General features: G+C 42.7%; 24 protein-coding genes. 17 read left to right on the top strand and 7 right to left on the bottom strand.

Annotation, left to right across the window (positions count from 1 at the left end):
* The first annotated feature begins 80 nt into the window (after positions 1 to 80).
* Both dnaK and ACRD7P_RS11520 read left to right on the top strand, forming a co-directional pair.
* Positions 81 to 1,994 (top strand): molecular chaperone DnaK, encoded by a 1,914-nt coding sequence (gene dnaK, locus ACRD7P_RS11525; protein WP_430907765.1) that lies wholly within the window; start codon positions 81 to 83, stop codon positions 1,992 to 1,994.
* Positions 1,995 to 2,101: 107 nt separating this feature from the next.
* A complete protein-coding gene (locus ACRD7P_RS11520) occupies positions 2,102 to 3,031 on the top strand; it encodes a hypothetical protein (RefSeq protein WP_430907764.1) in 930 nt (309 codons plus the stop codon).
* 80 nt (positions 3,032 to 3,111) lie between these two features.
* On the opposite strand, the gene ACRD7P_RS11515 is transcribed toward ACRD7P_RS11520, so the two are convergent.
* Genes ACRD7P_RS11515 through ACRD7P_RS11495 form a run of 5 tightly spaced genes read right to left on the bottom strand, consistent with a single transcriptional unit; the run spans position 3,112 to position 6,624 of the window.
* The gene (locus tag ACRD7P_RS11515; RefSeq protein WP_430907763.1) at positions 3,112 to 3,756 is read right to left on the bottom strand and encodes an alpha/beta hydrolase; all 645 of its coding nucleotides are present in this window, start codon (positions 3,754 to 3,756) and stop codon (positions 3,112 to 3,114) included.
* A gap of 5 nt (positions 3,757 to 3,761) precedes the next feature.
* Positions 3,762 to 4,400: a transglutaminase-like domain-containing protein gene (locus ACRD7P_RS11510; RefSeq protein WP_430907762.1), complete on the bottom strand. Its 639-nt coding sequence runs from the start codon at positions 4,398 to 4,400 to the stop codon at positions 3,762 to 3,764.
* A complete protein-coding gene (locus ACRD7P_RS11505; protein WP_430907761.1) occupies positions 4,397 to 5,254 on the bottom strand; it encodes an alpha/beta hydrolase family protein in 858 nt (285 codons plus the stop codon). The genes ACRD7P_RS11510 and ACRD7P_RS11505 overlap by 4 nt, the downstream gene beginning before the upstream one ends.
* On the bottom strand, positions 5,251 to 6,063 hold the full coding sequence (locus tag ACRD7P_RS11500; RefSeq protein ID WP_430907760.1) for an alpha/beta hydrolase: 813 nt from the start codon (positions 6,061 to 6,063) through the stop codon (positions 5,251 to 5,253). Before ACRD7P_RS11500 ends, ACRD7P_RS11505 begins: the two co-directional genes overlap by 4 nt.
* The gene (locus tag ACRD7P_RS11495) at positions 6,064 to 6,624 is read right to left on the bottom strand and encodes a TetR/AcrR family transcriptional regulator (RefSeq protein ID WP_430907759.1); all 561 of its coding nucleotides are present in this window, start codon (positions 6,622 to 6,624) and stop codon (positions 6,064 to 6,066) included.
* Positions 6,625 to 6,943: 319 nt separating this feature from the next.
* Here ACRD7P_RS11495 and ACRD7P_RS11490 point away from each other — a divergent pair, with 319 nt between their 5' ends.
* The 9 genes from ACRD7P_RS11490 (at position 6,944) to ACRD7P_RS11450 (ending at position 16,585) form a co-directional block, all read left to right on the top strand.
* Positions 6,944 to 7,366 carry a PaaI family thioesterase gene (locus ACRD7P_RS11490; RefSeq protein WP_430907758.1) on the top strand — a complete coding sequence of 141 codons (423 nt, stop codon included), beginning with the start codon at positions 6,944 to 6,946 and terminating at the stop codon, positions 7,364 to 7,366.
* Between the two features lies 1 nt (position 7,367).
* Positions 7,368 to 8,483 carry a chorismate-binding protein gene (locus ACRD7P_RS11485; protein WP_430907757.1) on the top strand — a complete coding sequence of 372 codons (1,116 nt, stop codon included), beginning with the start codon at positions 7,368 to 7,370 and terminating at the stop codon, positions 8,481 to 8,483.
* Positions 8,484 to 8,534: 51 nt separating this feature from the next.
* Positions 8,535 to 10,310 carry a 2-succinyl-5-enolpyruvyl-6-hydroxy-3-cyclohexene-1-carboxylic-acid synthase gene (gene menD / locus ACRD7P_RS11480; RefSeq protein ID WP_430907756.1) on the top strand — a complete coding sequence of 592 codons (1,776 nt, stop codon included), beginning with the start codon at positions 8,535 to 8,537 and terminating at the stop codon, positions 10,308 to 10,310.
* 21 nt (positions 10,311 to 10,331) lie between these two features.
* Positions 10,332 to 10,676 carry a DUF2853 family protein gene (locus ACRD7P_RS11475; RefSeq protein ID WP_430907755.1) on the top strand — a complete coding sequence of 115 codons (345 nt, stop codon included), beginning with the start codon at positions 10,332 to 10,334 and terminating at the stop codon, positions 10,674 to 10,676.
* Between the two features lie 124 nt (positions 10,677 to 10,800).
* Complete coding sequence (locus ACRD7P_RS11470) at positions 10,801 to 11,637, top strand: CvfB family protein (protein ID WP_430907754.1); 837 nt, start codon at positions 10,801 to 10,803, stop codon at positions 11,635 to 11,637.
* 165 nt (positions 11,638 to 11,802) lie between these two features.
* The gene (locus ACRD7P_RS11465) at positions 11,803 to 12,402 is read left to right on the top strand and encodes an SPOR domain-containing protein (RefSeq protein ID WP_430907753.1); all 600 of its coding nucleotides are present in this window, start codon (positions 11,803 to 11,805) and stop codon (positions 12,400 to 12,402) included.
* 2 nt (positions 12,403 to 12,404) lie between these two features.
* A complete protein-coding gene (menA, locus tag ACRD7P_RS11460; protein ID WP_430907752.1) occupies positions 12,405 to 13,310 on the top strand; it encodes a 1,4-dihydroxy-2-naphthoate octaprenyltransferase in 906 nt (301 codons plus the stop codon).
* Positions 13,311 to 13,341: 31 nt separating this feature from the next.
* Positions 13,342 to 14,100 carry a LytR/AlgR family response regulator transcription factor gene (locus ACRD7P_RS11455; protein WP_430907751.1) on the top strand — a complete coding sequence of 253 codons (759 nt, stop codon included), beginning with the start codon at positions 13,342 to 13,344 and terminating at the stop codon, positions 14,098 to 14,100.
* A gap of 517 nt (positions 14,101 to 14,617) precedes the next feature.
* Positions 14,618 to 16,585 (top strand): tetratricopeptide repeat-containing sensor histidine kinase, encoded by a 1,968-nt coding sequence (locus ACRD7P_RS11450; RefSeq protein WP_430907750.1) that lies wholly within the window; start codon positions 14,618 to 14,620, stop codon positions 16,583 to 16,585.
* A gap of 6 nt (positions 16,586 to 16,591) precedes the next feature.
* Here ACRD7P_RS11450 and ACRD7P_RS11445 read toward each other — a convergent pair whose 3' ends face one another.
* Complete coding sequence (locus ACRD7P_RS11445) at positions 16,592 to 17,386, bottom strand: SDR family oxidoreductase (RefSeq protein WP_430907749.1); 795 nt, start codon at positions 17,384 to 17,386, stop codon at positions 16,592 to 16,594.
* A 159-nt stretch (positions 17,387 to 17,545) separates the two neighbouring features.
* Here ACRD7P_RS11445 and ACRD7P_RS11440 point away from each other — a divergent pair, with 159 nt between their 5' ends.
* The 6 genes from ACRD7P_RS11440 (at position 17,546) to ACRD7P_RS11415 (ending at position 23,985) form a co-directional block, all read left to right on the top strand.
* Complete coding sequence (locus ACRD7P_RS11440; RefSeq protein ID WP_430907748.1) at positions 17,546 to 18,598, top strand: o-succinylbenzoate synthase; 1,053 nt, start codon at positions 17,546 to 17,548, stop codon at positions 18,596 to 18,598.
* Positions 18,589 to 19,524 carry a lysostaphin resistance A-like protein gene (locus ACRD7P_RS11435; RefSeq protein ID WP_430907747.1) on the top strand — a complete coding sequence of 312 codons (936 nt, stop codon included), beginning with the start codon at positions 18,589 to 18,591 and terminating at the stop codon, positions 19,522 to 19,524. Before ACRD7P_RS11440 ends, ACRD7P_RS11435 begins: the two co-directional genes overlap by 10 nt.
* Entirely contained in the window at positions 19,517 to 20,608 is a 1,092-nt protein-coding gene (locus tag ACRD7P_RS11430; RefSeq protein ID WP_430907746.1) for an AMP-binding protein, read from the top strand. Before ACRD7P_RS11435 ends, ACRD7P_RS11430 begins: the two co-directional genes overlap by 8 nt.
* Before the next feature lie 105 nt (positions 20,609 to 20,713).
* Positions 20,714 to 21,283 (top strand): Crp/Fnr family transcriptional regulator, encoded by a 570-nt coding sequence (locus tag ACRD7P_RS11425; RefSeq protein ID WP_430907745.1) that lies wholly within the window; start codon positions 20,714 to 20,716, stop codon positions 21,281 to 21,283.
* Between the two features lie 51 nt (positions 21,284 to 21,334).
* Entirely contained in the window at positions 21,335 to 21,877 is a 543-nt protein-coding gene (locus ACRD7P_RS11420; RefSeq protein WP_430907744.1) for a peroxiredoxin-like family protein, read from the top strand.
* A 359-nt stretch (positions 21,878 to 22,236) separates the two neighbouring features.
* A complete protein-coding gene (locus ACRD7P_RS11415; protein ID WP_430907743.1) occupies positions 22,237 to 23,985 on the top strand; it encodes a hypothetical protein in 1,749 nt (582 codons plus the stop codon).
* An 85-nt stretch (positions 23,986 to 24,070) separates the two neighbouring features.
* Here ACRD7P_RS11415 and ACRD7P_RS11410 read toward each other — a convergent pair whose 3' ends face one another.
* Positions 24,071 to 25,699, bottom strand: coding sequence for an acyl-CoA carboxylase subunit beta (locus ACRD7P_RS11410; protein WP_430907742.1), 1,629 nt, complete (start codon positions 25,697 to 25,699; stop codon positions 24,071 to 24,073).
* Positions 25,700 to 25,724 lie beyond the last annotated feature (25 nt).

Genomic DNA, 25,724 nt, shown 5'->3' with positions numbered 1-25,724 from the left:
GTTTTCATGTCTTGGCATATTGTTTGTCATTTAACGAGTGAATCGCAAAAAAAGAGGCGCTAACATTTAAAATAAATAACATGAGTAAAATAATAGGTATAGATTTGGGAACCACCAACTCCTGCGTTTCGGTAATGGAAGGAAACGAACCTGTGGTGATTCCAAATGCAGAAGGAAAGCGGACCACTCCATCGGTTATCGCTTTTGTTGAAGGAGGAGAAATCAAAGTTGGTGACCCGGCCAAAAGACAGGCGGTGACCAACCCTAGCAAAACAATATATTCCATTAAACGATTTATGGGGAATAAGTACTCCGAATCCGATAAGGAAGCAAAAAGGGTACCCTACAATGTGGTAAAAGGCGACAACGATACGCCCAGAGTAGATATTGATGGACGTTTGTATACCCCTCAAGAATTATCGGCGATGATTCTTCAAAAAATGAAGAAGACCGCTGAGGATTACCTGGGACAAGATGTGACAAGGGCCGTAATTACGGTTCCTGCCTATTTTAACGATGCCCAACGGCAGGCGACTAAAGAGGCGGGCGAAATTGCGGGACTTACGGTAGAACGGATTATAAACGAGCCTACTGCGGCATCTTTGGCGTACGGACTCGATAAAAAGACCGTAGACCAAAAAATAGTAGTATTCGATTTTGGTGGTGGTACGCACGATGTATCGATTTTGGAATTGGGAGATGGAGTTTTTGAAGTACTGTCTACCGATGGGGATACGCATTTAGGTGGTGACGACGTGGACCAAAAGATTATCGATTGGTTGGCCGAGGAATTTAAAAATGATGAAAGTATCGACCTGAGGGACGATGCCATGGCGCTGCAACGGTTGCGGGAAGCTGCTGAAAAAGCAAAGATCGAACTGTCTTCCTCTGCACAGACCGAAATAAACCTTCCCTATGTTACCGCTACCGCTACAGGACCTAAGCACTTGGTGCGTACCCTTACCAAAGCAAAATTCGAACAATTGATCGAAGATTTGGTGAAGCGTACCATCGAGCCATGTCAGACCGCCTTAAAAGCGGCAGGACTTTCCAAAAGCGATATCGACGAAATCATTTTGGTAGGGGGCTCTACAAGGATACCTGCAGTGCAAGAGGCCGTTGAAAAGTTTTTCGGTAAAAAACCTTCAAAAGGGGTAAACCCGGACGAAGTGGTCGCCGTAGGTGCAGCCATTCAGGGAGGGGTACTTACCGGTGATGTAAAGGACGTATTGTTATTGGATGTGACACCGCTATCCTTGGGTATTGAAACCATGGGCAACGTTTTTACAAAGTTGATCGAGGCCAACACCACTATCCCGACCAAAAAGTCGCAAGTGTTTTCCACCGCGGCGGACAATCAGCCATCGGTAGAAATACATGTATTACAGGGTGAGCGGGCAATGGCCGCCGACAATAAGACCATAGGGCGTTTTCACTTGGACGGTATTCCACCGGCACAGCGTGGTACACCTCAAATTGAAGTTACTTTCGATATCGATGCCAACGGAATTATTAAAGTTTCGGCAACCGATAAGGCGACCAATAAGTCACAAGATATCCGTATCGAGGCTTCCTCTGGTTTGACCGAAGAGGAAATCCAAAAAATGAAAGCGGAGGCGGAAGCCAATGCCGAAGCGGATAAGAACGCAAAGGAAACTGCCGATAAGTTGAACGAGGCCGATGGAATGATTTTCCAGACCGAAAAGCAGTTAAAGGAGTTTGGCGATAAGCTTTCCGATGATAAAAAGCAACCGATAGAAGCTGCTTTGGAAGAACTCAAAAAAGCTTACGAAACCAAAGACTTGGCCGTGATTACCCCTGCTTTGGATAAAATTAACGAAGCGTGGAAAGTAGCTTCCGAAGAAATGTACAAGGCGCAGGCTGAGGCACAACAGGCCGGAGGAGCTGCTCCAGAAGCCGACGCAGCTGCGGGTACATCCGAGGAAGCAGAGGGCGATAACGTTGAAGACGTTGATTTTGAAGAGGTAAAGTAACGTGAACATAGTGTTTTCTTCATATAAAAAAGGGACGGTGCAAACCGTCCCTTTTATCTTTGGTACTAATTTTGTTCTGGTTAATGGAATAAAAGTAATTTTACGGTATGATAAGAAATTACATTTCAACCTTGTTATTGTGCTCCACCTTTGTCACGGTAACACTTCGATCGCAAGAAATTAAACTATTTACCACGGCCGATTTCGATTTGAAAGGAGCGGTCAAAAAGAGCTTGGTCAGTACCGACTACGGTAAGGAAGAGTATAAATTTGATGCCAAGGGGCGCTTGACCAAATCTGTGACCCGCTATAACGAAGCCGACTACACCATAACGTACTATACCTATGGAAATGGACGGCTTACGGAAAAACGCTTTGAGAACTATAGGGGCGGTAACTTTGACAAGGCAACCAGTATCGCCAATTTATACACCTTTGATTCGCTACAAACACTTAAGATTACGGAGAAGATCATTTCATATGATCAGGATTTTTTAGATCAATACCAATACTGGCACGACGACAGTGGACGGCTCACCAAGATCGTTCGAACAAACGATGAGGGAATTGATGAAACAACGGTCAGCTACACCAAATATAGAAACGAAAGTACCGTCAGTTACCGTTTAAACGGAGTACTTCAAAAATCCATCCGTACCTCAACACGCAAAAACAAGCTCGGAGGTCGGGAACGCATTGTACTCACCAAAAAATTTCTGAACGGAGACCCCCACAAGGCACAAGAAACTACTTTCAACGAAAAAGAGCAAGTATTCTTAAAAACGGATTTTATTTTTGATACCGATGCAGGACAGTTTACACCCGAAAGGACTACCAACTATCGTTACGATGCCGATGGATGTTTGTCGGGGGAAACCGTAAAAACTGGCGAAAATGAGGAAGTACGGGAATATGTATATCAATTTGATGATGCCGACCCTAAAAATTGGGTAAAACAAATTGTCACACCTGAAAATAGCTATACCACACGGGCGATCGATTATTATCCCATAGCGGAAACATCGGAAGAAAAATAGGCTAAAAAATACAGAAGTTGGATTGTTACCACTGAAAGGGCGACATATCGGCATAGACACGGAAATACCGGATACCTACGTCAAAACAGTTGACGAATCACGCTTTTTTTGACCTCATGTACCCCGTCAAAAACTAGTGCTTTGGCCTTTCCCAAAAACAATCGTTCGATTTGTACAGTGGCTTCCGTCCTTCTTTCTTCGGTCAAATAAGGGTCCTTGTTCCCGACAACGGTGATGATTTCGGTCTTGTTTTCCATTAAAAATGAAAAACTGGACGGTTGAAGTTCTTTTGGTATCCCGCCAGCGTAAAGTATCAGTTTATCACATTTTATTTTTCGATGTGCCACCCATCGCGTTGCAATGGAAACGCCCTGGGAATATCCAAAAACAATTAATTTTTTGGTAGATGGAATGTTCTCTTTTTCCAAAACAGCATCCAAATAGGCGTAGAGGTTGCCGGTTTCCAGTACGGTTTCCTCTTTGGTGAGCCAACTGGCGCCAACATGGCGATAGGTATTGTCGAGATAATATTTGGACGGAGCCTGCGGAGCGATAACATAATGTTCGTCCGTAGGGAGTTCATCAAAGTATTTTAAAAAATACCGGCTAAGATAACCGATACCATGTAGCACGATCCAAACATATTCCGTGTCGTCGGTCAATTCGTTCAGGGTGGAGTAGGTGTTGACCGTATTATATTGTACTTGATTTTTTTTGGGCTTCATCAGGGCTATGCAAGGTTAAGAACAAGATTTTCAGGAATGGCGATATGTGGATAATGGGATTTAAAACTACTGAGCATTTTGGCGTACGGAAGGTCGTCAAAACAACCATATTCCTCCAAATACTCCATAAAAACGTCACCATCGGCGGTGAACTGTTGAAAAACGGCATCCTTTATTCCATCGAACTCCAACACCGGAACTCCTAATTTATGGCATAGCGCACTGTTGAAAGCGGAGGTAAGTTTGAACCAACGATTGTTTAAAAAAACTTCGGTACAACCATGGAATACCAGCACATCCGTATTTAATATCTTTATGATCTTATCCATTGCAATATGATTTTTCACATTACCAAAATGCAGTCGGGCCGGAATGTTCACCGCTCTTAACAGGGCACACAAAAGAATCGCTTTTTCTATACAATACGCCCGCTTTCGATTTAGAAGGTTGCTTGCCCGGAGCGTTTGTGGACGTAGGTCCAAATGGTAGGGGTCATAGGGGTAATGATCCCGCACATGATTGAACAGGGCGATACACTTTTTAGTATCGGAAACTTGGCCGGAAACGATGTCGTTCGCACGGTCCTGAAGTTCCGTTTGATCATGGTCTATAAAATAGGTCGTTCTTAGGTACGCGTCGTTCATGATTTTTCAAGATTGAACCAGTTTGTAACAATGGGCCAAAGCTGCTCTTGATGCCGTTGTCTAAAAAAATCGTTGTGGCCAATTTTAGAAAGTCCAAAGGTTTTTGGGACTAAATGCATCCGTTCTACCTTGGCGTTCCTATAAACCTCATTGGCGAGTACGTCGACCGATTTTTTTGGGGCGAAGGTATCATCATCAATACTGAGCATTAACATAGGCCCTTCAATTTTAGGATAGTAATTTTCTCCGTACCGTTTCGCCAAGTCCAGCATGGAGCGTTTTCGCAGTAGCATGATACCCCAATCGCGGGCCACTTGTTTTGGTAAAGCTTCGCCAAGCCCGAACCAAGGACTGGGGAAGTAGCCCATCACCATGGTCAATACGGGCATTAAAAAACCGAAACCGACCAAAATAACCAGTTGCATTTTTCCAGGAAAGTTCCGGAAGTATCCAAACTGGGAGGCCACGGTCAAAAAACGATCGTAGTGCAAATATGCATCCCCAAGGCCCAAACTATTGCCACCAAAACTATGGCCGATATGCAACATGTTGTTTTCTGGACATGCGTTCTTTGCATGTTCGGTAACCGCCTTAAAATCTTGCTGTGCCCATTCCTTGTAGGAAGCTTCCAGTTTGGCAATTGCCCCTTTTTTGGAAAAGGCGATACCGCGATAATCGAAGGTATACACTCGGCAACCTTGCTCCGAGAGCCATTTGGCAAATTTGAAGAAAAAACGTTGGGGCAACCCTACGCCGCCCGAGATGACAACAGTATTGCCAGAGGCATTTTTAGCTTTGAACATATGTGCGGTGATGGGGAACCCATCGGAGGTAATAACGGTTTCTTTATTCATTTTTTAACAGTTTGCGTATCAAAAAAATCCAATAAGAGCTTGAAATAAGCTTCACGGTGTTCGGATTTTAGTATTTGGGCGTGTTTGGCCCCTTTAAAAATGACCAATTCACTGGGAACGGAAGCGGCATCCTTAAATTTTGGGCCGGCATCGTTACGGATAACGGCATCATTTTCAAGATAGATCAAAAGCAATTTTTTAAGCCCTTTCGCTTCCTTGATCCGGTCGATCATTTTGATCCGTTTCCGATACTTGGGCATAAAAAAGTAAATACAGCGCAGCGCGTAGTAGGCGATAGGGTAGTGGATCCAAAAATCTTCAAGGGTGTTGGCGGCACTCTCTATTATAGCAAAATCGAATACCTGTTCTTCTGCAAATGCAATGGTCGCAAACTGTCCGCCCATAGAAATACCGTGGTATCCGATCGGCAGATCGGGATATCTTTTTTTTGCTTCTTTCCCTGCAGCGATAACATCTTCAAAATAATCAAAGTTCCCTACAGGGCTTTCCCCAAAACCGTTCAGGTCGAACAACAGTACATGATATCCATGATTGCGGAGCACATCCGTATATCCATTTTTTAAAAAGTAGGCTTTGGCCTCTTTTCCCATAGGATGTCCCATTACGATAATTCCCTTTAAAACCGTCGTACGGCTTTCCGCGAAAAGCCCTTTCACAGATACGCCGGAACGGCTTGAAAACGAAATAGACTCCCATTCCTGAAGCTGTTTCTCCGACAAAGGGTTGCGCCAAGTGACCATATACTTCGCGAAAAAAGGTTTCTTTAAAAGGGTATAAATAATTTGCATTCAGGGTAAGATAATGTTGGACATACGCGTAATGGCATTTTGAAGATACTTGGGATTCCGGTATACCCGCATCAAAAGAATGCCCCCTTCAATGTCCTGAACGATCTGTTCGGCCAAATAGCGTGACTTTTCTTGAGAATGGCTGTCCTGTAAAAGTCGCTCCAGGCCGGTAATAAAGTTTTGAAAAAAGGAACGGATCTCCTCAAAATACTTGGGGTTCGAATGGGCCGATTCCAATGCGGTGTTGGCCATAACGCAACCTCCGTCATTGTCGAGAAACAGTTTATGGATCAGCAGGCGGATACCGGATAGTTTTTGTCCGATGTCCAATTCTGGATTGTCGACCACCTTGTTCATGTTATAGGTCATGTAACTGTTGACCATGGCAAGAACTTCCTGTATCAGCGCCTCTTTGTTCTCAAAATAATAATAGAAGTGGGACTTTTGAATATTGCATTGCTTTGCAAGGTCGCTCATGCTACTGTTCGCAATACCTTTTTGCCGTATCGTTTCGATAACGCTTTGCAATACTTGTTCTTTAGAGGTTTTTATTGTCGGCATTTTATTGAACGTTCGTTAAAATAAAACAAATATAGGTTTTTTTATGACTTTGAACCAACTAAGGTTCCTGTTCATTCCGTTACATAAAAAATAAGGATTATCAGCGAAGTTGTCGTCTTCCTGTAAATCCTAGCTTTCTATAGGTTTTAAGAGGTGCTTGGCAACTGCCTTGAGCATTTTCCAATACCCATAAGGTATTTTGCCTATTCTAAGGATTATCACAGCGTCGATTTGCGGCAATTCTATCGAAATAAGAAAATTACGGACAAAAGAGGAACTGAAGACGCGTTCATTGTCTAATTTTGTAAAAAACCGAGGAATGGAAGATGTAAAACAGAAAATACTGAAGGTCTGCAACGAGGCGACCAAAAACACCTTGATGGAAACGCTTCAGATAGAGTATATCGATGTCGGCGAGAATTATTTGGTTGGTAAAATGCCCGTAAATTCAAAAGTACATCAACCCGATGGTGTGTTGCACGGAGGGGCCTCCGTAGCTCTGGCCGAAAGTATCGGAAGTACGGCTTCCTATATTTTCTTGGATGGACAGAATTTTTTTGTTCGAGGTATCGAAATTGCGGCCAATCACGTTAAAAGCATCCGATCGGGCGAGGTATTTGCCCGTGCGACAATCGTACACAAAGGGCGCACCACTCAATTATGGGATATCAAAATAACGGACTCCGAAAATAATTTGATTTCGTCCTGTAAGCTGACCACCATGTCTCTTCCAAAAAAATAGTATGCTCTTGGATGTCATAGGTGCAGTTATCGCCCAAATGGATGGGAATCTTCCTTTTGTCGCTTTTAGAAAGCCGGGCAAACAGACTGTTAAGGTATTTTTGCAGGAAAATGATGCACTCCATCATGTGAATGACTTTACCGAGACCGGATTTGTTTTTGCACCTTTTGACGAGCAGGAACCCTCACTTTTGTTAAAGGGCGATAGGATACTCTCGGGTATTTTTGGGGAAGTACAAAACCTTCATGGCGATGAAACCGGTTCCTTTGTCCAAACCGATGAAAATCGTAAAGCCCATATAAAATTGGTCAACAAGGGCGTTCAACGAATTGGGGATTCGGAACTTGAAAAGGTGGTACTCTCCCGACGTTTACGGGTGCCGAATACAAAAACGGCGATACAGCTTTTCCGAACCTTGTTGCACACCTATAGTGGAGCGTATTGTTATCTGTGGTTTCATCCCGAAGTCGGCTGTTGGTTGGGGGCGACACCAGAAATTCTTATTCGTACGGAAAACAAACGGTTCACCACCATGTCACTTGCTGGAACGCTTCCTTTCATAGCGGGTACGCTACCAAAATGGGGGGATAAGGAAAAAAAGGAGCAGCGTTTGGTCACCGAATACATCAAAAATGTCCTAAAGGATAAGGCCAAGGCTTTACGTGTTTCCCCAGCGGCCAATTTTAGGGCGGGAGCGCTATGGCATTTGCGTACCAAAATTGAAGGCCAGATGCAGACCGACCTGAAAAGTTTCATCACCGCGCTTCATCCGACACCCGCGGTCTGCGGTTTGCCCGTTTCAGGGGCAAAGACCTTCATTTTGGACAATGAGTATTATCCACGCAGTTTTTATACCGGATTTTTGGGCGAATTGAACATCAAGGAAAGACTGTCCCGGCCCGCTGTTGCAAAGCGAAGAAATACCGAATTAAAAGCATATGATGGAATACGCTCCCGTACGGAGCTGTTCGTAAACCTTCGATGTATGCAGTGGCATGACGATCATATGTATATATATGTGGGAGGAGGGATAACCGCAGCCTCCGATGCGGAAAAGGAGTGGGAGGAAACCGTGCATAAAAGCAAGACCATGCTCAGGGTGCTTTTGGGCAAATAGTTTTATGTTTTGCATTGGGTAGCAAGCGTATTGCTTTGTATTTTTGTGCCAATGATATATCCCAGTATTCCTTCGGCCCAGACCATTGTCCAACATTGTAAGGAAAGGGGCATCAAAAATATCGTAATCTCTCCAGGTTCCCGCAATGCCCCGCTGACCATTGGGTTCTCTGAAAATCCTTTTTTTAGCTGTTTTAGTATCGTCGATGAACGATGTGCCGCGTTTTTTGCGTTGGGTATCGCACAGCAGACCAGAGAACCGGTCGTCATTTGTTGTACCTCGGGAAGTGCCCTGCTGAACTACTATCCGGCTATAGCGGAGGCGTTTTACAGTCAAATTCCATTGGTGGTCATTTCTGCAGACAGACCTCCCTATAAAATAGATGTCGGTGATGGACAGACCATACGACAGGATGATGTTTTCCTAAGACACATCGGATATTCCACACATTTGCAACAAGATGTGATCCATGCCACCGATAGGTTAAAGACTTATGTTCCGGATTGGTTGGAAGGGGATGCTATCGATGTGCTGCAAACAACGGTTCAGCGCAAAAACGACCAAGCGCTGAACAATGCGCTGCATGTTGCCATGTCGTCCCAACTTCCGGTACATATAAATGTTCCTTTTGAAGAGCCGTTATACGATAAAGTACAAACGCCTTCCGTTGTGGTAGATGGTCATCCCTTACCGGATGCCGCACCTCGCATAACAAAGGATAAACTTCGCGAATATGCCGAGCGATGGAACGCTACCGACCGAAAGTTGATATTGGTCGGGGTCAACTACCCGGATACAATTTCGCAAGAGTGTTTAAATACTTGGGCGAACGATCCATCGGTACTGGTACTTACCGAAACGACTTCGAACCTTCATCATCCTAATTTCTTCCCAAGTATCGATAGTTTACTGGCGCCTTTGGAAAAAATCGAGGGCACCGAAGAATGGTTTTCGCGTTTACGCCCAAAAATACTGCTCACCTTTGGCGGCTTGATCGTTTCCAAAAAAATAAAGGCCTTTTTACGGGGACACCGCCCCGAGGAGCATTGGCATATCGACCCTATAAAAGCGTACGACACCTTTTTTAGTCTTTCCCAGCATTTTAAAATTACCCCGAATCTGTTTTTCGACACATTCTTGAAGTACACAAAACCGGTCCAAAGCGATTATTTTCCGTTTTGGAATTCGATTCGAAAAGGCTTCGAAATGCGACGGGACAGTTACTTAAAACAAATCCCCTTTAGCGACATGCTCGCTTTTGGACAGATTTTAAAAGCCATTCCCGAGGGATATCAGTTGCAATTGGCCAACAGTTCCACCGTGCGTTATGCGCAGTTGTTCGCATTGGACCCTTCGCTAACCGTTTTTTGTAATAGGGGAACCAGTGGTATCGACGGCAGCACCTCTACGGCCATAGGCGCGGCCTTATATCATAGTTCACCGACCGTATTCCTTACCGGGGACCTCAGTTTCTTTTATGACAGTAACGGACTTTGGAACGAGTACATTCGTGATGACTTCAGAATAGTGCTGTTCAACAACAGTGGGGGCGGTATTTTTAGAATTCTCCCCGGAAAGGAGCAAAGCGAAAATTTTGAACATTTTTTTGAGACGAAACACAACTTAACTGCCGGCAATCTCTGTGAAATGTTTGGTTTCGAACATATCGGGGTTGCCGATGAGGAAAGCCTTGTAAAGGCCTTGAAATCCTTTTTTGAACAAGGTAAGGCCCCTAAATTGCTCGAGATAAGTACACCAAGATTATTGAATGATAAAATTTTGCTCACATACTTCGATTTTATATCTTCGGTTTTTATAAACCATTAACATTATTATAAACAAGTAATTATGAGTAAAAGAGATGATTTGATCAAAGTGTATGCAGCAGACGTGAAAGATAAGTTGGGCGAGACTCCCGATATGGATCTTTTGACCAAGGTAACCGTTGGTCTAGGACCTGCTATCTATAACTTGGATGCTTCCAAGGTTTCCGGTTCCGATGACAAAGAGTTGGAAACGGTAAAAAACAATTATCTTATCAAAAAATTAGGTTTGAAGGATAGCCCGGAACTTATGGCCGCTATCAAGAGCGTTGTTGAAAAGTATGGATCCTCAAACAGAAACAAACACCGTGCGGTAATTTATTATATGCTTTGCAAGCATTTTAAAAAAGCGTCGGTATACGACAAATAAAATACCGTCTTATCAGTATTGGCCACTCAACTCGAGTGGCTTTTTTTGTTTGTGCGGTTTTAATCGGAACGGCATTTTCCGGTAGGTAGTTATGCCACCGTTTTCTAATGGTTATTTTTACAGTATGATCGAACTTGGAAATTATAATACCCTTAAAATTGATAGGGATACCAGTGTAGGGCTTTTTTTGACAAGCGATACCGGGGTAGAAATACTGTTGCCCAACAAATATGTTCCAAAAACGTACGAAATAGGCGATATGCTCAAGGTGTTCTGTTATTTGGACCACGAGGAACGTCCCGTAGCGACCAGTCTGGAGCCGTTTGTTAAACGTAATGCATTTGGGTTTTTACAGGTAGCGGAAGTCAACAAGATCGGGGCGTTTATGGACTGGGGGCTGGAAAAACATTTATTGGTTCCCTTTCGCGAACAGCGTGACGCCATGAAAGAGGGTCAATGGTATGTAGTATACTGCTATTTGGACGAGCAATCGTTTCGTTTGGTGGCCTCCAATAAAATAGACCGCTTTTTACAAAAAGAAGAAATTTCGGTATCCGTCGGTCAAGAAGTAGACCTTCTTGTGTCGCGCCGCACAGAGCTGGGGTGGGAGGTCATTATAAATGACAGGCACAAGGGGCTCGTTTTTTTAAGTGATGTTTTTCAACGGATAGGGGTAGGGAATAGCAAAAAGGGCTATGTTAAAAACATCAGGCCCGATGGTAAAATAGATGTAACGCTACAACCGATCGGCAACAAGGCGTTGGAGCCGGCCGCAGAAAAAATCTATCGCATGCTGGTAGATCATGGTGGGTTTTTGCCTTTCCACGACAAATCAGACCCCAAAACGATTGCCGCAACTTTTGAGATGAGCAAGAAAATGTTTAAAAAAGGAATCGGTACTTTATATAAGGAAAAGAAAATAACCTTAGGGGAGGACGGTATTCGTACTCTGGAAAAGTAAAGCTTAAAATAATGTATATCAGTGAAGTATATTACTTTAACATCGGTTTTTTATCCCTTTACCACTAAAAATTCTATTTTTGCAACAAATGGTCGGCATTTATTGTGTGCCTACTATAGTTTTAATTAACTTTAACATATAGGTTCCCTCTAAAACTCACTGTACATGCCTTTTATAGAAGAAAGCGATTTACTGGAATTGCACAAGGACATTGACAAGGCTCAAATTATAAACGAGCGACTTCTGGATCAAATAAAGTTCAAGAACAAAGAACTGCGAAGGAGCAAGATGCAACGCAACGTGTTGGCCGGTATTACGGCGCTCTTTCTTGTCGGGACATTGGCCATAACTTCCTTTACGGCCGGCTTGAGTACTTCAAAAAATTATGAGACACAAAATCATTACTTGGTGTCCATAGATAGTTTGGATGCGGTAAAGTCCAGGATAAATAATTTAAAGGTCCAGAACGAGGAATTGAGCCTGGTAAAGGAATTTTATTTGGCAAAGGAATTTTTGGAGAAGGAAAAAATCTATTCCGTTCAGGTAAAGTCCTTTGTGGAAAACAATATGACCTTGGCCTCGGAAGCACTCACCAATACCATGTTCGTAAAGACCAATCCGTTTTATTCGTATTCCCTTGGGAATTTTGAAACCTTGGAAGAGGCGCAGTCGTTTCGCAAACAACTTGTCGATCTAGGTTTTCAGGACGCGTTCGTAGCATCGTACCAAGATGGTAAAAGGGTGCAAATAGAAGACCCTTTTTAGTTTTGAAAATACGTGCTTGGTTAAATGCGGCCAGACTACGGACCTTACCGTTATCGCTCAGTGGGGTAATCATGGGTACCGCTATCGCCAACTTTTACGGTTATAGCGATATATTAATTTTTATTTTAGCATTATTGACGACCATAGCTTTTCAAGTAATATCGAACTTCGCGAATGATTACGGTGATGGTATGAAGGGAACCGATAATGATGATAGGATCGGACCCAAGCGCGCATTGCAGAGCGGACTTTTGAGCCCCTTGGAGTTAAAAAGGGGAATCGCACTTACGGCGTTTATCAGTGTTGTACTGGTGATTGTTTTGGTGTATCGGGCATTCGGTACGGAACACCTCGTACTTCCGCTGGTTTTTTTGATTCTGGGCGGGCTTAGCATATGGGCAGCCATCCGCTACACGGTAGGAAAGTCGGCCTATGGTTATCAGGGATTTGGTGATCTTTTCGTGTTTTTGTTTTTTGGCCTGCTCGCGGTCATCGGTTCTTTTTTCCTGTATACCAAGCAATTGAGGTTTACGCCCGTGTTGCCGGCAATTGCCATCGGGGCGCTTAGTGCCGGCGTTTTAAATCTGAACAATTTAAGGGACTACCGATCCGATAAAAAGGCAAATAAGCACACTTTAGTAGTGAAAATAGGGTTTTCAAATGGCAAACGTTACCATTATGCGTTGCTGGTCATGGCATTTGTAGCGGTGCTCGTGTTCGTAGGAACCTTTGCAAAAACCGTTGTAAACAGTCTACCGCTGTTGGCGTTTGTTCCGATAGCCTACCATTTTTGGACCGTATTGAATATAAAGGAGCCGGTGGCCATGGACCCCGAGCTTAAAAAGTTGGCCCTTAGCACATTTCTTTTGGCCGTGCTGACCTACATTACTTATAATAAATTTTTGTAATTTTACTAACCACCTAAAAACCCTACCTATCTTGGAACAACCCATTAGAATACTCATCGTTGAGGATAATGTCATTATTGCGGATGACATGCAATCCATGCTGGAGGAAATCGGCTATGAGATTGTTGATAACGTAATAGTCTATGAACAGGCGGTAGAAGTACTGAAGACCCAACAGGTCGATTTGGTATTGATAGATATTATATTGGCATCGGATAAAACGGGAATCGATTTGGGAAAACATATTCGTGAGCACTACGACATTCCCTTTATATTCGTTACCTCCAACTCCGACAGGGCAACCGTGGAAAATGCCAAAACGGTTAAACCGAACGGTTATTTAGTGAAGCCTTTTGAGCAACAGGACCTTTATACCTCTATAGAAATTGCCTTATCGAATTTTATTCGTTCCGACAAAAACGGTGAAGCTCCAGCCAATAATTTGCAAGAGGAGGATGTAGCCATTTCCAATTCCGTATTGAAAGACTCGATTTTTGTAAAGAAACAACACTTATACTACCGTATTCAGTTTGGCGATATTCAGTTCATTAAGGCCGATAACGTATACTTAGAAGTGAATACAGTGGATAAAAAGTTTCTCGTTCGTTCTCCGTTAAAGGATTACCTGGAAAAACTTCCAAAGAACAAATTTTATAGGGCGCATAAGTCGTATATCGTCAATGTCGATCATATTGATGCGATAAACTCAAAAGATATCATGATCAACAATAACTTGATTCCGATTTCAAAGGAGTTCAAGGAGTTCATTATTTCTTCTATGAATTCTTAGGATCTCTCCTTTGTCAATACCGATTAAATCCCGCTCCAAGCGGGATTTTTTGTTTTAATAGTGCCAAAAACCGCGCTCACCACAATATTTGGCCGTTTCACAACAAGTATTTTATAAAAAGGCCCCGGTAGCTTACTTTTACTATGTAGAAATAACAAAACAAGCGTCTAAAATTTTTTCATTTTCATATAGTGTTCTCGTAAAGGAGTCCTGAATAAAAATCAGGACTCTTTTTAGTTTAAAACGGTAGTTATCTGGGAATATCTTGCTATTTTAATGGTATCGTAAAAAACGGTAGCGTATTGCCGGTTTCGAAAGAGCGTTCCCGCCATTTTGGGTGTGTTCTTAAAGACGTTTATACTAAAGTCTTGGTTGACAACATAAATAAGCGGTTACACAACAATGTTCATTCCCAATTACACAAAAAAGATATTTTTGGGATGCACTGAAAGAAACCTTAGTAATAGTCCGTTTTCAACGTGTTTAAATAACCCCAAGTTATTGCACAGTAACCAATATGAACAGAACTACCAACCAACTAATAGTACTTTTCCTTTTTTTGGTTTTTTGGGTACCTCAAAAAAGTTTTGGCCAAGAAACGGCCATCTCCAATGATAACCTTTTTGAGACCTTTAAGAAGGACCAAGAATCACAGAGCAGACTGAATTTTTTCTTTGGAGAACCGAATCGTTATCGTGAAAACTCCGCCTATGATTGGTTGGATCAAATCAACCTTTACCTACAGCAAGCGAACAAGCAAAAGGACTCTACCGTTATTTTGGACTACCTGTTGATGCAATCACAGGTCTATCACGATTTAGGGGATTACTATCGTAGTATCGCGATTTCCAAAGATTTGCATAAAGAGATCGATGAGCTGGACCTCTATAGAAAAGCGTTGTTGTTGGATTTAATGGACCTCAACTACGGAAAGCTCGAATTTTACGCGGAACAAATAGATGTCAGAAAAGAAAAACGCGTACTTGGATTGACCGAAAACATTTCTTTTTATGACATTTATGCCAATTTGGGTTTTTACCAAAAAGCTCGGGAAGACTATTTTTTAGAGGAAAAAAAGAAAGTTGATGAAACGGATTATTATGAGCAATCGATCTTTTACAATAACGTAGGTGATTTTCTCCGCCTGGACAAGTCCCCTACGGCCATCTCCCAATACAATAAAGCGGGAGCCTTCATAGATTTGTTTTTAAACGAGGTCACCGAAACGAGAAGTGCAAGACAGTTGACCGAAGCAAACCTTCTAAAAGGAATAATCGAGGGCAACATCGGTAAATCCTTGGTACAACAGGGGGAGTACAAACTTGCTTTGGAGCGTCTGGAAAAAAGCATTTCGATAATCGATGAATTTAATGCGGGGAAGTTTTCTTCCGATTTGGTAGAAAACAATCTTGCCATTGCCGAATGTTATCTTCAGACCGGAAACTTTAAAAAAGCGACCGATTATTTGAGTAGTGATTTTACTCCGGTAAAGCCGGAAAACATCATCAAAAAAAATCAGCTGTATGCCAATTATTACGACAAAACGGGAGACTACCAGAATTCCATAGCGTATTTGAAAAGAAACAACCGGATTTCCGATTCTTTAAAGACCAAAGAGTCGCAACTGCGCAGACAACAATTGGAGACCATTGTAGGTGAAGATAAAAACAACGACCGTTTTATGATCGAGCAACAGCGGCTCGAAATGGAACGGCAGAGAAGTGACATGATCGCACTGGATGAGCAGAACGATACTACCTTTATCCTTTTGGTGCTCACGCTTTTAGCCTTGGCCGGTCTGGTATATGCTTACCTAAGGAGTATTAAAAATCAGCGTTTGATCGCGGAACAAAAACACATTATCGAAAATTCTTTGGTAGAAAAAGATTCGCTACTGAAAGAAATCCACCACAGGGTAAAGAACAATTTGCAAATGGTTTCCAGCCTATTGAGCCTGCAAACCAAAAATACCCGTAGTAAAGCGGCGATCGAAGCCTTGGAGGAAGGTAAAAGCAGGGTGAAAGCGATGGCACTGATCCATCAAAAGTTATATCAGAACGAAGACCTTTCCGTAATTGAAATGCAGGGGTATATCGAAAGTTTGATCAATAGCGTACAATCGGTATACAAAAAAGGGGGACATAACATTAATATTACCGTTGATGCCGAGGGTGTAGAACTCGATATCGATCGTGCCATCCCTTTTGGGCTTATTTTGAACGAGCTGGTTTCCAATTCCTTTAAATATGCGTTTCCTACTGATGATGAGAATGGGAAAATTTATATTCATTTAAGAAAAATAGGGATTAAAGAAGGCTTTTTCGAGTATACTGATAATGGGGTAGGGCTTCCCGATGATTCAGAGGAGCGCACCAACTCTTCAATGGGTATACGGCTTATGAATCGGCTGGCCAACCAGTTACAGACCAAATTAAACGTCGATAACAATGCCGAGGGCGTGCGTTTTTGGTTCAATTTTTCTTAGATTCGATTATCTCACCTTACTTTTTAGCACAGTACGGTGTAAGCGCTTGGGAAAAAAGCGTTTTAGGTATACTCCTATGGTTTCTTTTCGTCCGATATAGGCTTCAAACTTCTGTTTTTCCATAACACGGATCATTTTCTTTACAAAAACGGAAACGGGTAATCCGTTCGCCGTAGCAGAATCATCTTTCGATTGGGCGGTACCCGTTTCCGTAAGGGCATTTTGGGCAACCTTGGTCTGCACGAAACCGGGACAGACGATGCTTACCTGAATACCATCTTTTTCATGTTCCATCCGCAATACATCAAAAAAACCGTGCAGGGCATGCTTTGCAGCACAATAACCGGAGCGGTAAGGCGAACCGAATTTGCCCATTAGACTCGATACCGTAACAAAATATCCTCCGCCTTGGCGTACAAAATGCGGTAACAGCGCCTTGGTCAAAGCCACGGTGCCAAGGTAGTTGATGTCCATCAAGGTTTTGAATACCTCAAATTTGGTATCGATGAGCAAGGAGCGTTGGCTCAATCCTGCATTGTTCACCAAAACATCCACCGAACCCACTAAAGCCAATACCGAATCGGTAAGGGCGATCATACCATCAAAATCGGAAAGGTCCATAGGAACGACATGTACTTTCTCCGGTCTTGCGCAAGCTTGGCGCACGCGGTATAAGGCCGCTTCGTTTCTTGCGGAAAGTACCAAAGTACAGTCCATTGCTCCCAGTTCTTGGGCCAATGCAGCTCCAATACCGGAGGAGGCCCCTGTTATCCAAATGGTTTTTCCGTGAATCGTTTTCATACCGCTAATTTAGCTCTAATACCATTTGAAGGTTAAAATGGTATGAAATGAGCCATAAGAATTCTTGATACCAACCGAAATGATTATTGGCGAATTACATCTGACCATTAAAAAACAATAAATATAAACAGATGAAATATAGTTAAATTTGAAATGCCTATGAAAGCTTGTTACAAAAAGTACATTCTCGACTTTAAAACCCCTAGTGGAACGTCCCGTGGAATTCTGCGTCAAAAGGAAACCTGGTTTTTGATCGTTAGGGACAATGATCGCTCCGGTATAGGGGAATGTGGGTTGCTAAAAGGGCTGAGTGTTGACGATGTTCCTGAATATGAAGCCAAATTACAATGGGTATGCGACCATATCCAAGAAGGTAAAGATTGGTTATGGGAACAACTTTCCGAATTCCCCAGCATACAGTTCGGGGTAGAACAGCTTTTCCTTTCCCTTTCGGCGAAGGACCCGTTCCTGCTCTTTCCCTCGGATTTTACCGAAAAGGAAAGCCCAATATCCATAAATGGTTTGGTGTGGATGGGAAAAGAACGTTTTATGCACGATCAGATACAACAAAAGATTGCCGAGGGGTTTGGTTGTATTAAAATGAAAATAGGCGCAATCGACTTTGAAACGGAGTATGGATTGTTAGAGGGGATACGCAGTAAATATGGTGCCGCTGAAATCGAATTACGGGTCGATGCCAATGGGGCTTTTACTCCCGAAGATGCGATTCACAAGTTGGAAAGGCTTTCAAAGTTGGACATTCATTCCATAGAACAGCCAATAAAGCAAGGGCAGTTTGATAAAATGAAATTACTGTGTAAAGAAACGCCCTTACCAATCGCCTTGGACGAGGAACTGATAGGGATATTTTCCATTACCGAAAAAGAAAGCTTGCTCCGCCGTATACGACCACAGTATATCATTCTAAAACCAAGTCTTGTCGGTGGATTCAAGGGAAGTCTGGAATGGATCGAATTGGTTGAAAAACATGGAATTTCGTGGTGGGTGACCAGCGCCTTGGAAAGCAATGTTGGTTTAAGTGCCATTGCGCAGTGGACCTATACGCTAAAAAATAAACTGCCGCAGGGTTTGGGTACCGGAAGCCTATACACGAATAATTTTGAGAGTCCACTCGAAGTAACGGACGGGGCGATATGGTATCGAAAATCGCGGCAATGGGAGAAAAATATAATATCAAATTTATGTATATAGCACAGGGATACAAAGGGAATATCGGTTTATGGAAATACGCGATATTGCCCTTAGGCTTTATTGGCTTAATGGTTCTCAATTATATTTCCATTATGTTATCGCCCGTTTCGGTCGAGGACAGTATACAAATAATGATAGATGCCATTGGTTCCCATGCAGTGTTGGTTACCATGCTTTTTCCCATGGCAATTGGGTTGTTCTTCGTTTTGGTATGGACCAAGTTCGTACACCAACAATCGATAACTTCGTTGACCACTTCCCGTACCGTAATCGATTGGAAACGGGTCGCTTTTGCATTCCTTTTATGGGGCGGCGTTACGGTCGTTTTAACGGTGGTATCTGTTTATTTTTCACCGGAGTCCTATGTTTTTAATTTTAAGTTGGGACCATTTTTGCTTTTGGCGTTGATCGGAATACTGTTGATTCCATTACAAACCAGTTTTGAGGAGTATCTTTTTCGAGGACATATGATGCAGGGTATCGGAATCATGGCAAAAAATAGATGGGTGCCATTGGTGGTCACCTCCGTATTGTTCGGAATCATGCACATAGGCAACCCCGAAGTGGAAAAATTGGGTTATGGTATCATGGTATATTACATTGGTACCGGTTTTTTCTTGGGAATTATAACCTTAATGGACCGCGGTTTGGAATTGGCGTTAGGGTTTCATGCCGCCAACAATTTGATCGGTGCGTTATTAATGACTGCGGATTGGACCGCTTTTCAAACCGATTCTATTTACTTGGATGTTTCCGATCCTACTTTGGGCTGGGATATCTTTGTCCCCGTTTTGATTATCTATCCGATATTATTGATCATTTTTTCAAAAAAATACGGTTGGACGGAATGGAAAGAACGACTCGCAGGAACGGTACCGACAAAAGAAGCGTTTCATTCCGACAATGAAAACCTGCGCAATGCATAACACCATACATCCAGCCTTTAAACTTAATGGTGTTTCTTTTAATAAGGAAGCACTGCAGGAAGTTGCATATAGTTTTATTAAAGAGGGCGCTGATTTTGAAGTTGCCATTGGAGATTTCTTGATGGATTGGTTGGACAGGCGCGACACCATTACTGTTCAAACATCGGGAAGTACCGGCAACGCAAAGCAGATCGAATTACAGAAAGAAAAAATGGTACGATCAGCACTGGCGACGGCAGAATATTTTGGATTGTGTTCGGGACAGCGTGCATTGTTGTGTTTGCCCGCAAGTTTTATTGCCGGAAAAATGATGCTCGTTAGGGCAATGGTATCGGGCTTGGAAATCGATTGCGTTGCCCCTTCTTCAAACCCCCTACACGAAAACCGTAACACTTATGACTTTTCGGCAATGGTGCCCTTGCAGTTGGGAAATGCCATTGCCGCTATAGACCGCATCGGGACACTCCTGGTCGGTGGGGCTCCGCTTTCGGATACCATTAAGGACCAAGTACGCACCAAAAAGACCCGTGTTTTTGAAACCTACGGTATGACGGAGACCATTACCCACGTAGCGGCAAGGGAAATCCCGAAAACGGATACGACAACACCATGTCCCTTTAGGGCATTGCCAAACGTCTCATTTGCAACGGACGATAGGGAATGTTTGGTAATCGATGCTCCTGGCATAGCAGATGAAAAGGTAGTAACCAATGACGTGGTGGAACTACTTTCGACGAAAACGTTCGAATGGTTGGGACGTTTTGATTTTATAATCAATTCAGGAGGAGTTAAATTGAACCCGGAGCAGATCGAAGGAAAATTGAGACCGTACATTTCCGGTCGGTTTATGGTAGCCGGGGTTCCCGATGCCGCATTAGGTGAAAAGGTGGTACTTGTTTTGGAAGGAGAAGAAACATCTCCTGATTTGCTGCAAAAAATACAGATGATACCCTCGTTGAACAAATACGAAACCCCAAAAGCAATTTTTTATTTTTCAGAGTTGCTGCTCACGGAGAACGGAAAACTAAGGAGAAGTCGAAATAAGGAACAACTCTTAAAATTAAGTAATCCGAAACAACGGTAGCGGTTGCCCGTTTTTATAAACGTTCAAGTCTATCATTCAAATTATGGATAAAAATGGGCAATCGGTATGATAACGAACGCAGCATTACATGATCAATTTTTTTAAATGAAGGAGATACTAGAAGCTTTTTTGATTGAAAATGGATTGAGCCAAAAAGCGACCGAACGGCTTTGTTTTGATTGGAGTACTCCACGTAAGATCAAAAAAAATGACTATTTGCTCAAGGTAGATCAACAAAAAACGTTTTTATATTTCATTTGCTCGGGTTGCATTGCCGTTATAGTGGAAGGGGAAAAAAAAGATGTGGTGTTGGGTTTTGGATACCAAGGCTCGCTGGTGACCGAATTCGTTTCTTTTGCCATGGGGACTCCAGCAAAGAACGCCTTGATAGCGGTGACGGATTGTACGGTTCTTCAACTCCGAAAAGACAAATTACAAATGCTTTTGGATAAAGACCTAGAAGTAGGAAAATGGTATAGAAATTTATTGGAAAACACATTGGCCGGGCATTTAAAGCGTCAAATCGAGTTGACGACATTAACGCCTAAAGAGCGCTATCGTGTTTTTTTGGGGAGAAGTGGTCATTTGGTAAATGCCATACCGCTAAAGATGATTTCGTCCTATTTGAATATGGCACAAGAAACTTTGAGTAGGGTCAGAAAAGACATTTCTTGATTTCAATCAAAAAAACATCTTTTGGATTGGTGCAACTTTACAAAAAAAAAGATGCCGTTACAAAAAGGTGATCATGCGCCAAATTTTATACGATACGATATCCATGGAGAAGAAGTACATCTTCACAGCTTAAAACATGAAAAAATATTACTCACGTTTTTCAGATATGCCGAGTGTGCACTTTGCAATTTACGGATTGCAGAACTTCAAAAGGAAAAGGACCGTTTTCGAGAGTTGGATATCCATCTGATCGCGATTTTTCAAAGTAGTAAAGGGAGCCTCTTGCAATCGGCTTATCAACACCATAAATTACATTTTTCCATTATTGCCGAACCGGAGCTGGAATTGTATCGCCTATACCATGTTCACGCATCGTGGTCGAAGCTGTTTCGAACCATTGATTTTAAGGGCATCAGGAGTATGATTGACGCAAAAGCGGCCGGCTTTTCGTTGGGAGGTAGGGTGGAAGGAAAATTTCATCAAATACCGGCAGATTTTTTGATCGACCGTTCGAAGCATATTGAAATCGTACATTATGGTAGGAACCTTATAGATCATATACCGCTTGAAATGATCTTAAAAAAAACACCTTAAAATTGGACCATGGTTCTTGGCTGTCGTCTTCGCGGACCACTGTGAATTAAGTATTCATCTGGATTTTTAGTGGCAAAAGGATTACCTCGCATACAACATCGCTCAAGACGACTTACGTTAACTATTTGTTTCATACTCCTTCTGATGTTACCGTTTTAAATATAAGTAGTGCAGGAAGAATAGGTTTTTGGTACTATTTTTGTTGTAAGAAAAGTAAACTGAATATGCATATGAGGTAGGGAATTCCTTCTTTAAAATACATGCTGATGGTATGGGCAGGTTTAATTCTTTATAGTGAAATCGCCATGTGGACAACCCTAATGTATGCTATAAATCCTATTAACATAACACTCTTAAAAATGAGAAATCCAAACACTAAAAACTTGCTTTCCATTTCATTGATGCTTTTGCTGGTCTGTAGCTCATATGCACAACAAAAGGTGTTTGGCACGGTTACCAATGAAAATGCTCCCCTAAAAGATGTTGTAATCAGTTTAAATGGTTCCGAGGTGCTGACCCATAGCGACGTTAATGGTAAATATAAAGTGTCGGTACGCGAGGCGGATAACTTGCAATTTGCCTATGATGGCATGAAAACGGTAACCATCAAAATTGAGGATGTAACACGTGTATTGAACATTACAATGCTTCCCAAGGTAATGGCATTGGAAAATATTACGGTAAAAGAGAAAAGGAAAACTAGAGATCTGGAATCGGATTATGCGTCAAATGAAGACATTATTCGTACCGCATACGGTTTTATAAATGCCAAGGTATCGGCAACTAGCGTGGCGGTGTTAAAGGAAAAACAGATTGGAAACTTCTCTTGCATACTTGATGTTTTACGGTCGCGATTTCCCGGAATTCGGGTAACCGGCGATTGTTTTTCCGGCGGTTCGGTAACCAGTGCGTCCGGGGCCGCAGGGGGACTTCAGGCGGCTAACGTTCTCTTTGATGTGGATGGGCAAGTTAGTACGGATGCTCCTCTTTGGTTAGATCCGGCGGTGATAGAGCGTATGGCCGTACTCAGTGGAAGGGCCAGTGCAGGTTTTTATAGTAGTTTGGGCGTAAACGTTGTAATCATAGTGAATACCGCTCTATCGATTCCTAATGCCCAAGAAAAAGTAGCATCGCGAAAGAGCGGCAAAGCACTTCTTGAAGGCCCGGTACTTACCGCAAAATCGATGGAAAAGAATTTGCCGGAATACTTAAAACAACTGCATGAAACAACTTCGTTGGAAGCTGCAAAAATGGTGTTCGAAAAATATAAAACCACTTATGGCAATTCTTCACAATTCATTTTGGATACCTACGGTTTTTTTGCGGACGTAAAAAATGACCTGCCCTTTGCCGACCAACTATTGGAGCAACATTACCATTCTTTGGAAGATGATGTATTGGCCCTGAAGGCGCTGGCGTATATGTTCGAGGCACAACAACGATATGAAAAGGCGCATGAAGCATATACCGCGGTCTTCAAAAAGAGGGCAAGATATGCCCAAAGTTATTTCGACATGGCCAATAGTTATCGCAATTTGGGCGATTTTAAAAAATCCAAGGACATGTATACTAGATACAACTACTTGTTGCATCAAGGGATTTTGGAATTGGATACTACCGGTTTCACTAAAATTATGGGACGAGAACACCATAATTTGCTAAAAATGGAGCAGATGCTTTCGGTTAAAAACGATACGGTTTCCTTAAACTCCAAAGAAATGAAAAAAGGCTTTACCCGTTTGGTAATCGAATGGAACGATAGTGAGGCGGAGTTTCAACTTGGTGTGGTAGATCCCGATAAAAACCTATATGAGTGGAAACATAGTTTGGCCGACAATCCGGAATCTGTAAAGAAATCGAAGGATTTTGGATACAATATCAGTGAAAAAGCGTTGGACCCTTCGCTCAAGGGCGACTATGAAATTTTTGTCAAATATTTGGGTAACAAAAGCCTAACACCTTCATACCTTAAGGTCACCACCTATCACGACTATGGAACCATAACTCAAAAAAAGGACGTGAAGGTATTTAGAATGACGCTAAAGAACGTGAATCAGGAACTGATGAAAATCAATAATGCTATGGGCATCGTTTCCTTGGCCCCCTAGTTAGCGTTAAGGAGGCCTAACGTTTTAATACTGTTTTAATATACTCCTAATAGATTGGAATGGAAATTGGAACAAACAAGGTATATCATACCTGAAGCACTCCTAAGTTAAAAGGAATCTCGATAGGGGCGTGGTCCGCTGCTTCGATTCCCATAGAGATCCATTTTCGGGTTTCCAATGGATTTATTATCGCGTCCGTCCAAATGCGGGAGGCGGCATAATAGGGTGAAATTTGATTATCGTAGCGTTTTTTTATGTTATCGAACAACGCTTTTTCTTTGGCAGGAGTAATTTCTTCGCCTTTTTTCTTTAACGACGACTTTTCGATCTGCAGGAGTACTTTCGCTGCGGAATTTCCGCTCATCACCGCCAGTTCGGCACTTGGCCAGGCTACGATCAATCTAGGGTCATATGCCTTTCCGCACATGGCATAATTACCGGCGCCATAACTGTTTCCGATAACTACGGTAAACTTGGGAACTACCGAGTTGCTTACGGCATTAACGAGTTTTGCCCCGTCTTTTATGATTCCGCCGTGCTCACTTTTGCTGCCGACCATAAATCCGGTCACATCCTGTAAAAACACAAGAGGAATTTTCTTTTGGTTGCAATTGGCTATAAAACGGGTGGCCTTATCGGCAGAATCGGAGTAGATGACCCCACCGAACTGCATTTCGCCTTTTGCCGTCTTTACTACTTTTCGCTGATTGGCCACGATACCTACTGCCCAACCGTCGATACGGGCGTAGCCCGTAAGTATGGTTTTTCCGTAGTCGGCCTTGTATTGTTCAAATTCGGAACCGTCTACCAAACGTTCGATCAAGGTCAGCATATCGTACTGGTCGGCTCGTGAAGCCGGAAGAATACCGTAAATATCCTCTTGGTTCCCTAGCGGTTTTTTAGGTTTGGATCGGTTAAAACCAGCCTTATCAAAACTACCGATCTTGTCCATAATGTTTTTAATGGTGTCCAAGGCGTGTTTATCGTCCTTGGCCTTATAATCGGTTACGCCACTGATTTCACAATGGGTATCGGCACCACCCAATGTTTCGTTGTCTATGGTTTCCCCAATGGCCGCTTTTACCAAATAACTTCCTGCCAAAAAAATACTACCGGTCTTATCAACGATCAAGGCTTCATCGCTCATTATCGGGAGGTAGGCTCCACCGGCCACACAACTTCCCATGACCGCTGCAATTTGGGTAATGCCCATACTGCTCATTCGCGCGTTGTTTCTGAAAATACGGCCGAAATGTTCCTTATCCGGGAAAATTTCGTCCTGCATCGGTAAATACACGCCGGCGCTATCCACCAAATAAATTATGGGTAGACGGTTTTCCATGGCAATTTCCTGAGCCCGCAGGTTTTTCTTTCCCGTAATCGGAAACCATGCCCCTGCTTTTACGGTAGCGTCGTTGGCTACTACGATACATTGTTTTCCTTTTACATAACCGATTTTAATTACCACTCCTCCAGAAGGACACCCACCATGTTCGGCATACATGCCGTCCCCTGCAAAAGCCGCAATTTCGATACGGTCGCTATCCTCGTCCAATAAATAATCGATTCTTTCCCGTGCGGTCAACTTTCCGCTGGCGCGTTGCTTTTCCAAGCGTGCGGTACCACCGCCTAGGGCTACTTTGGCCAATCGGCGTTTCAGGTCCGATAACAAGAGCTTGTTATGATCTTCGTTTTTATTGAATTTAAGGTCCATCTAGCTTTCTTTTACGCAATAAAGA

It is taken from the genome of Maribacter sp. 2-571, assembly GCF_050589625.1.
Taxonomy (GTDB): domain Bacteria; phylum Bacteroidota; class Bacteroidia; order Flavobacteriales; family Flavobacteriaceae; genus Pelagihabitans.
This window is presented reverse-complemented; position numbering and strand designations above follow the sequence as displayed.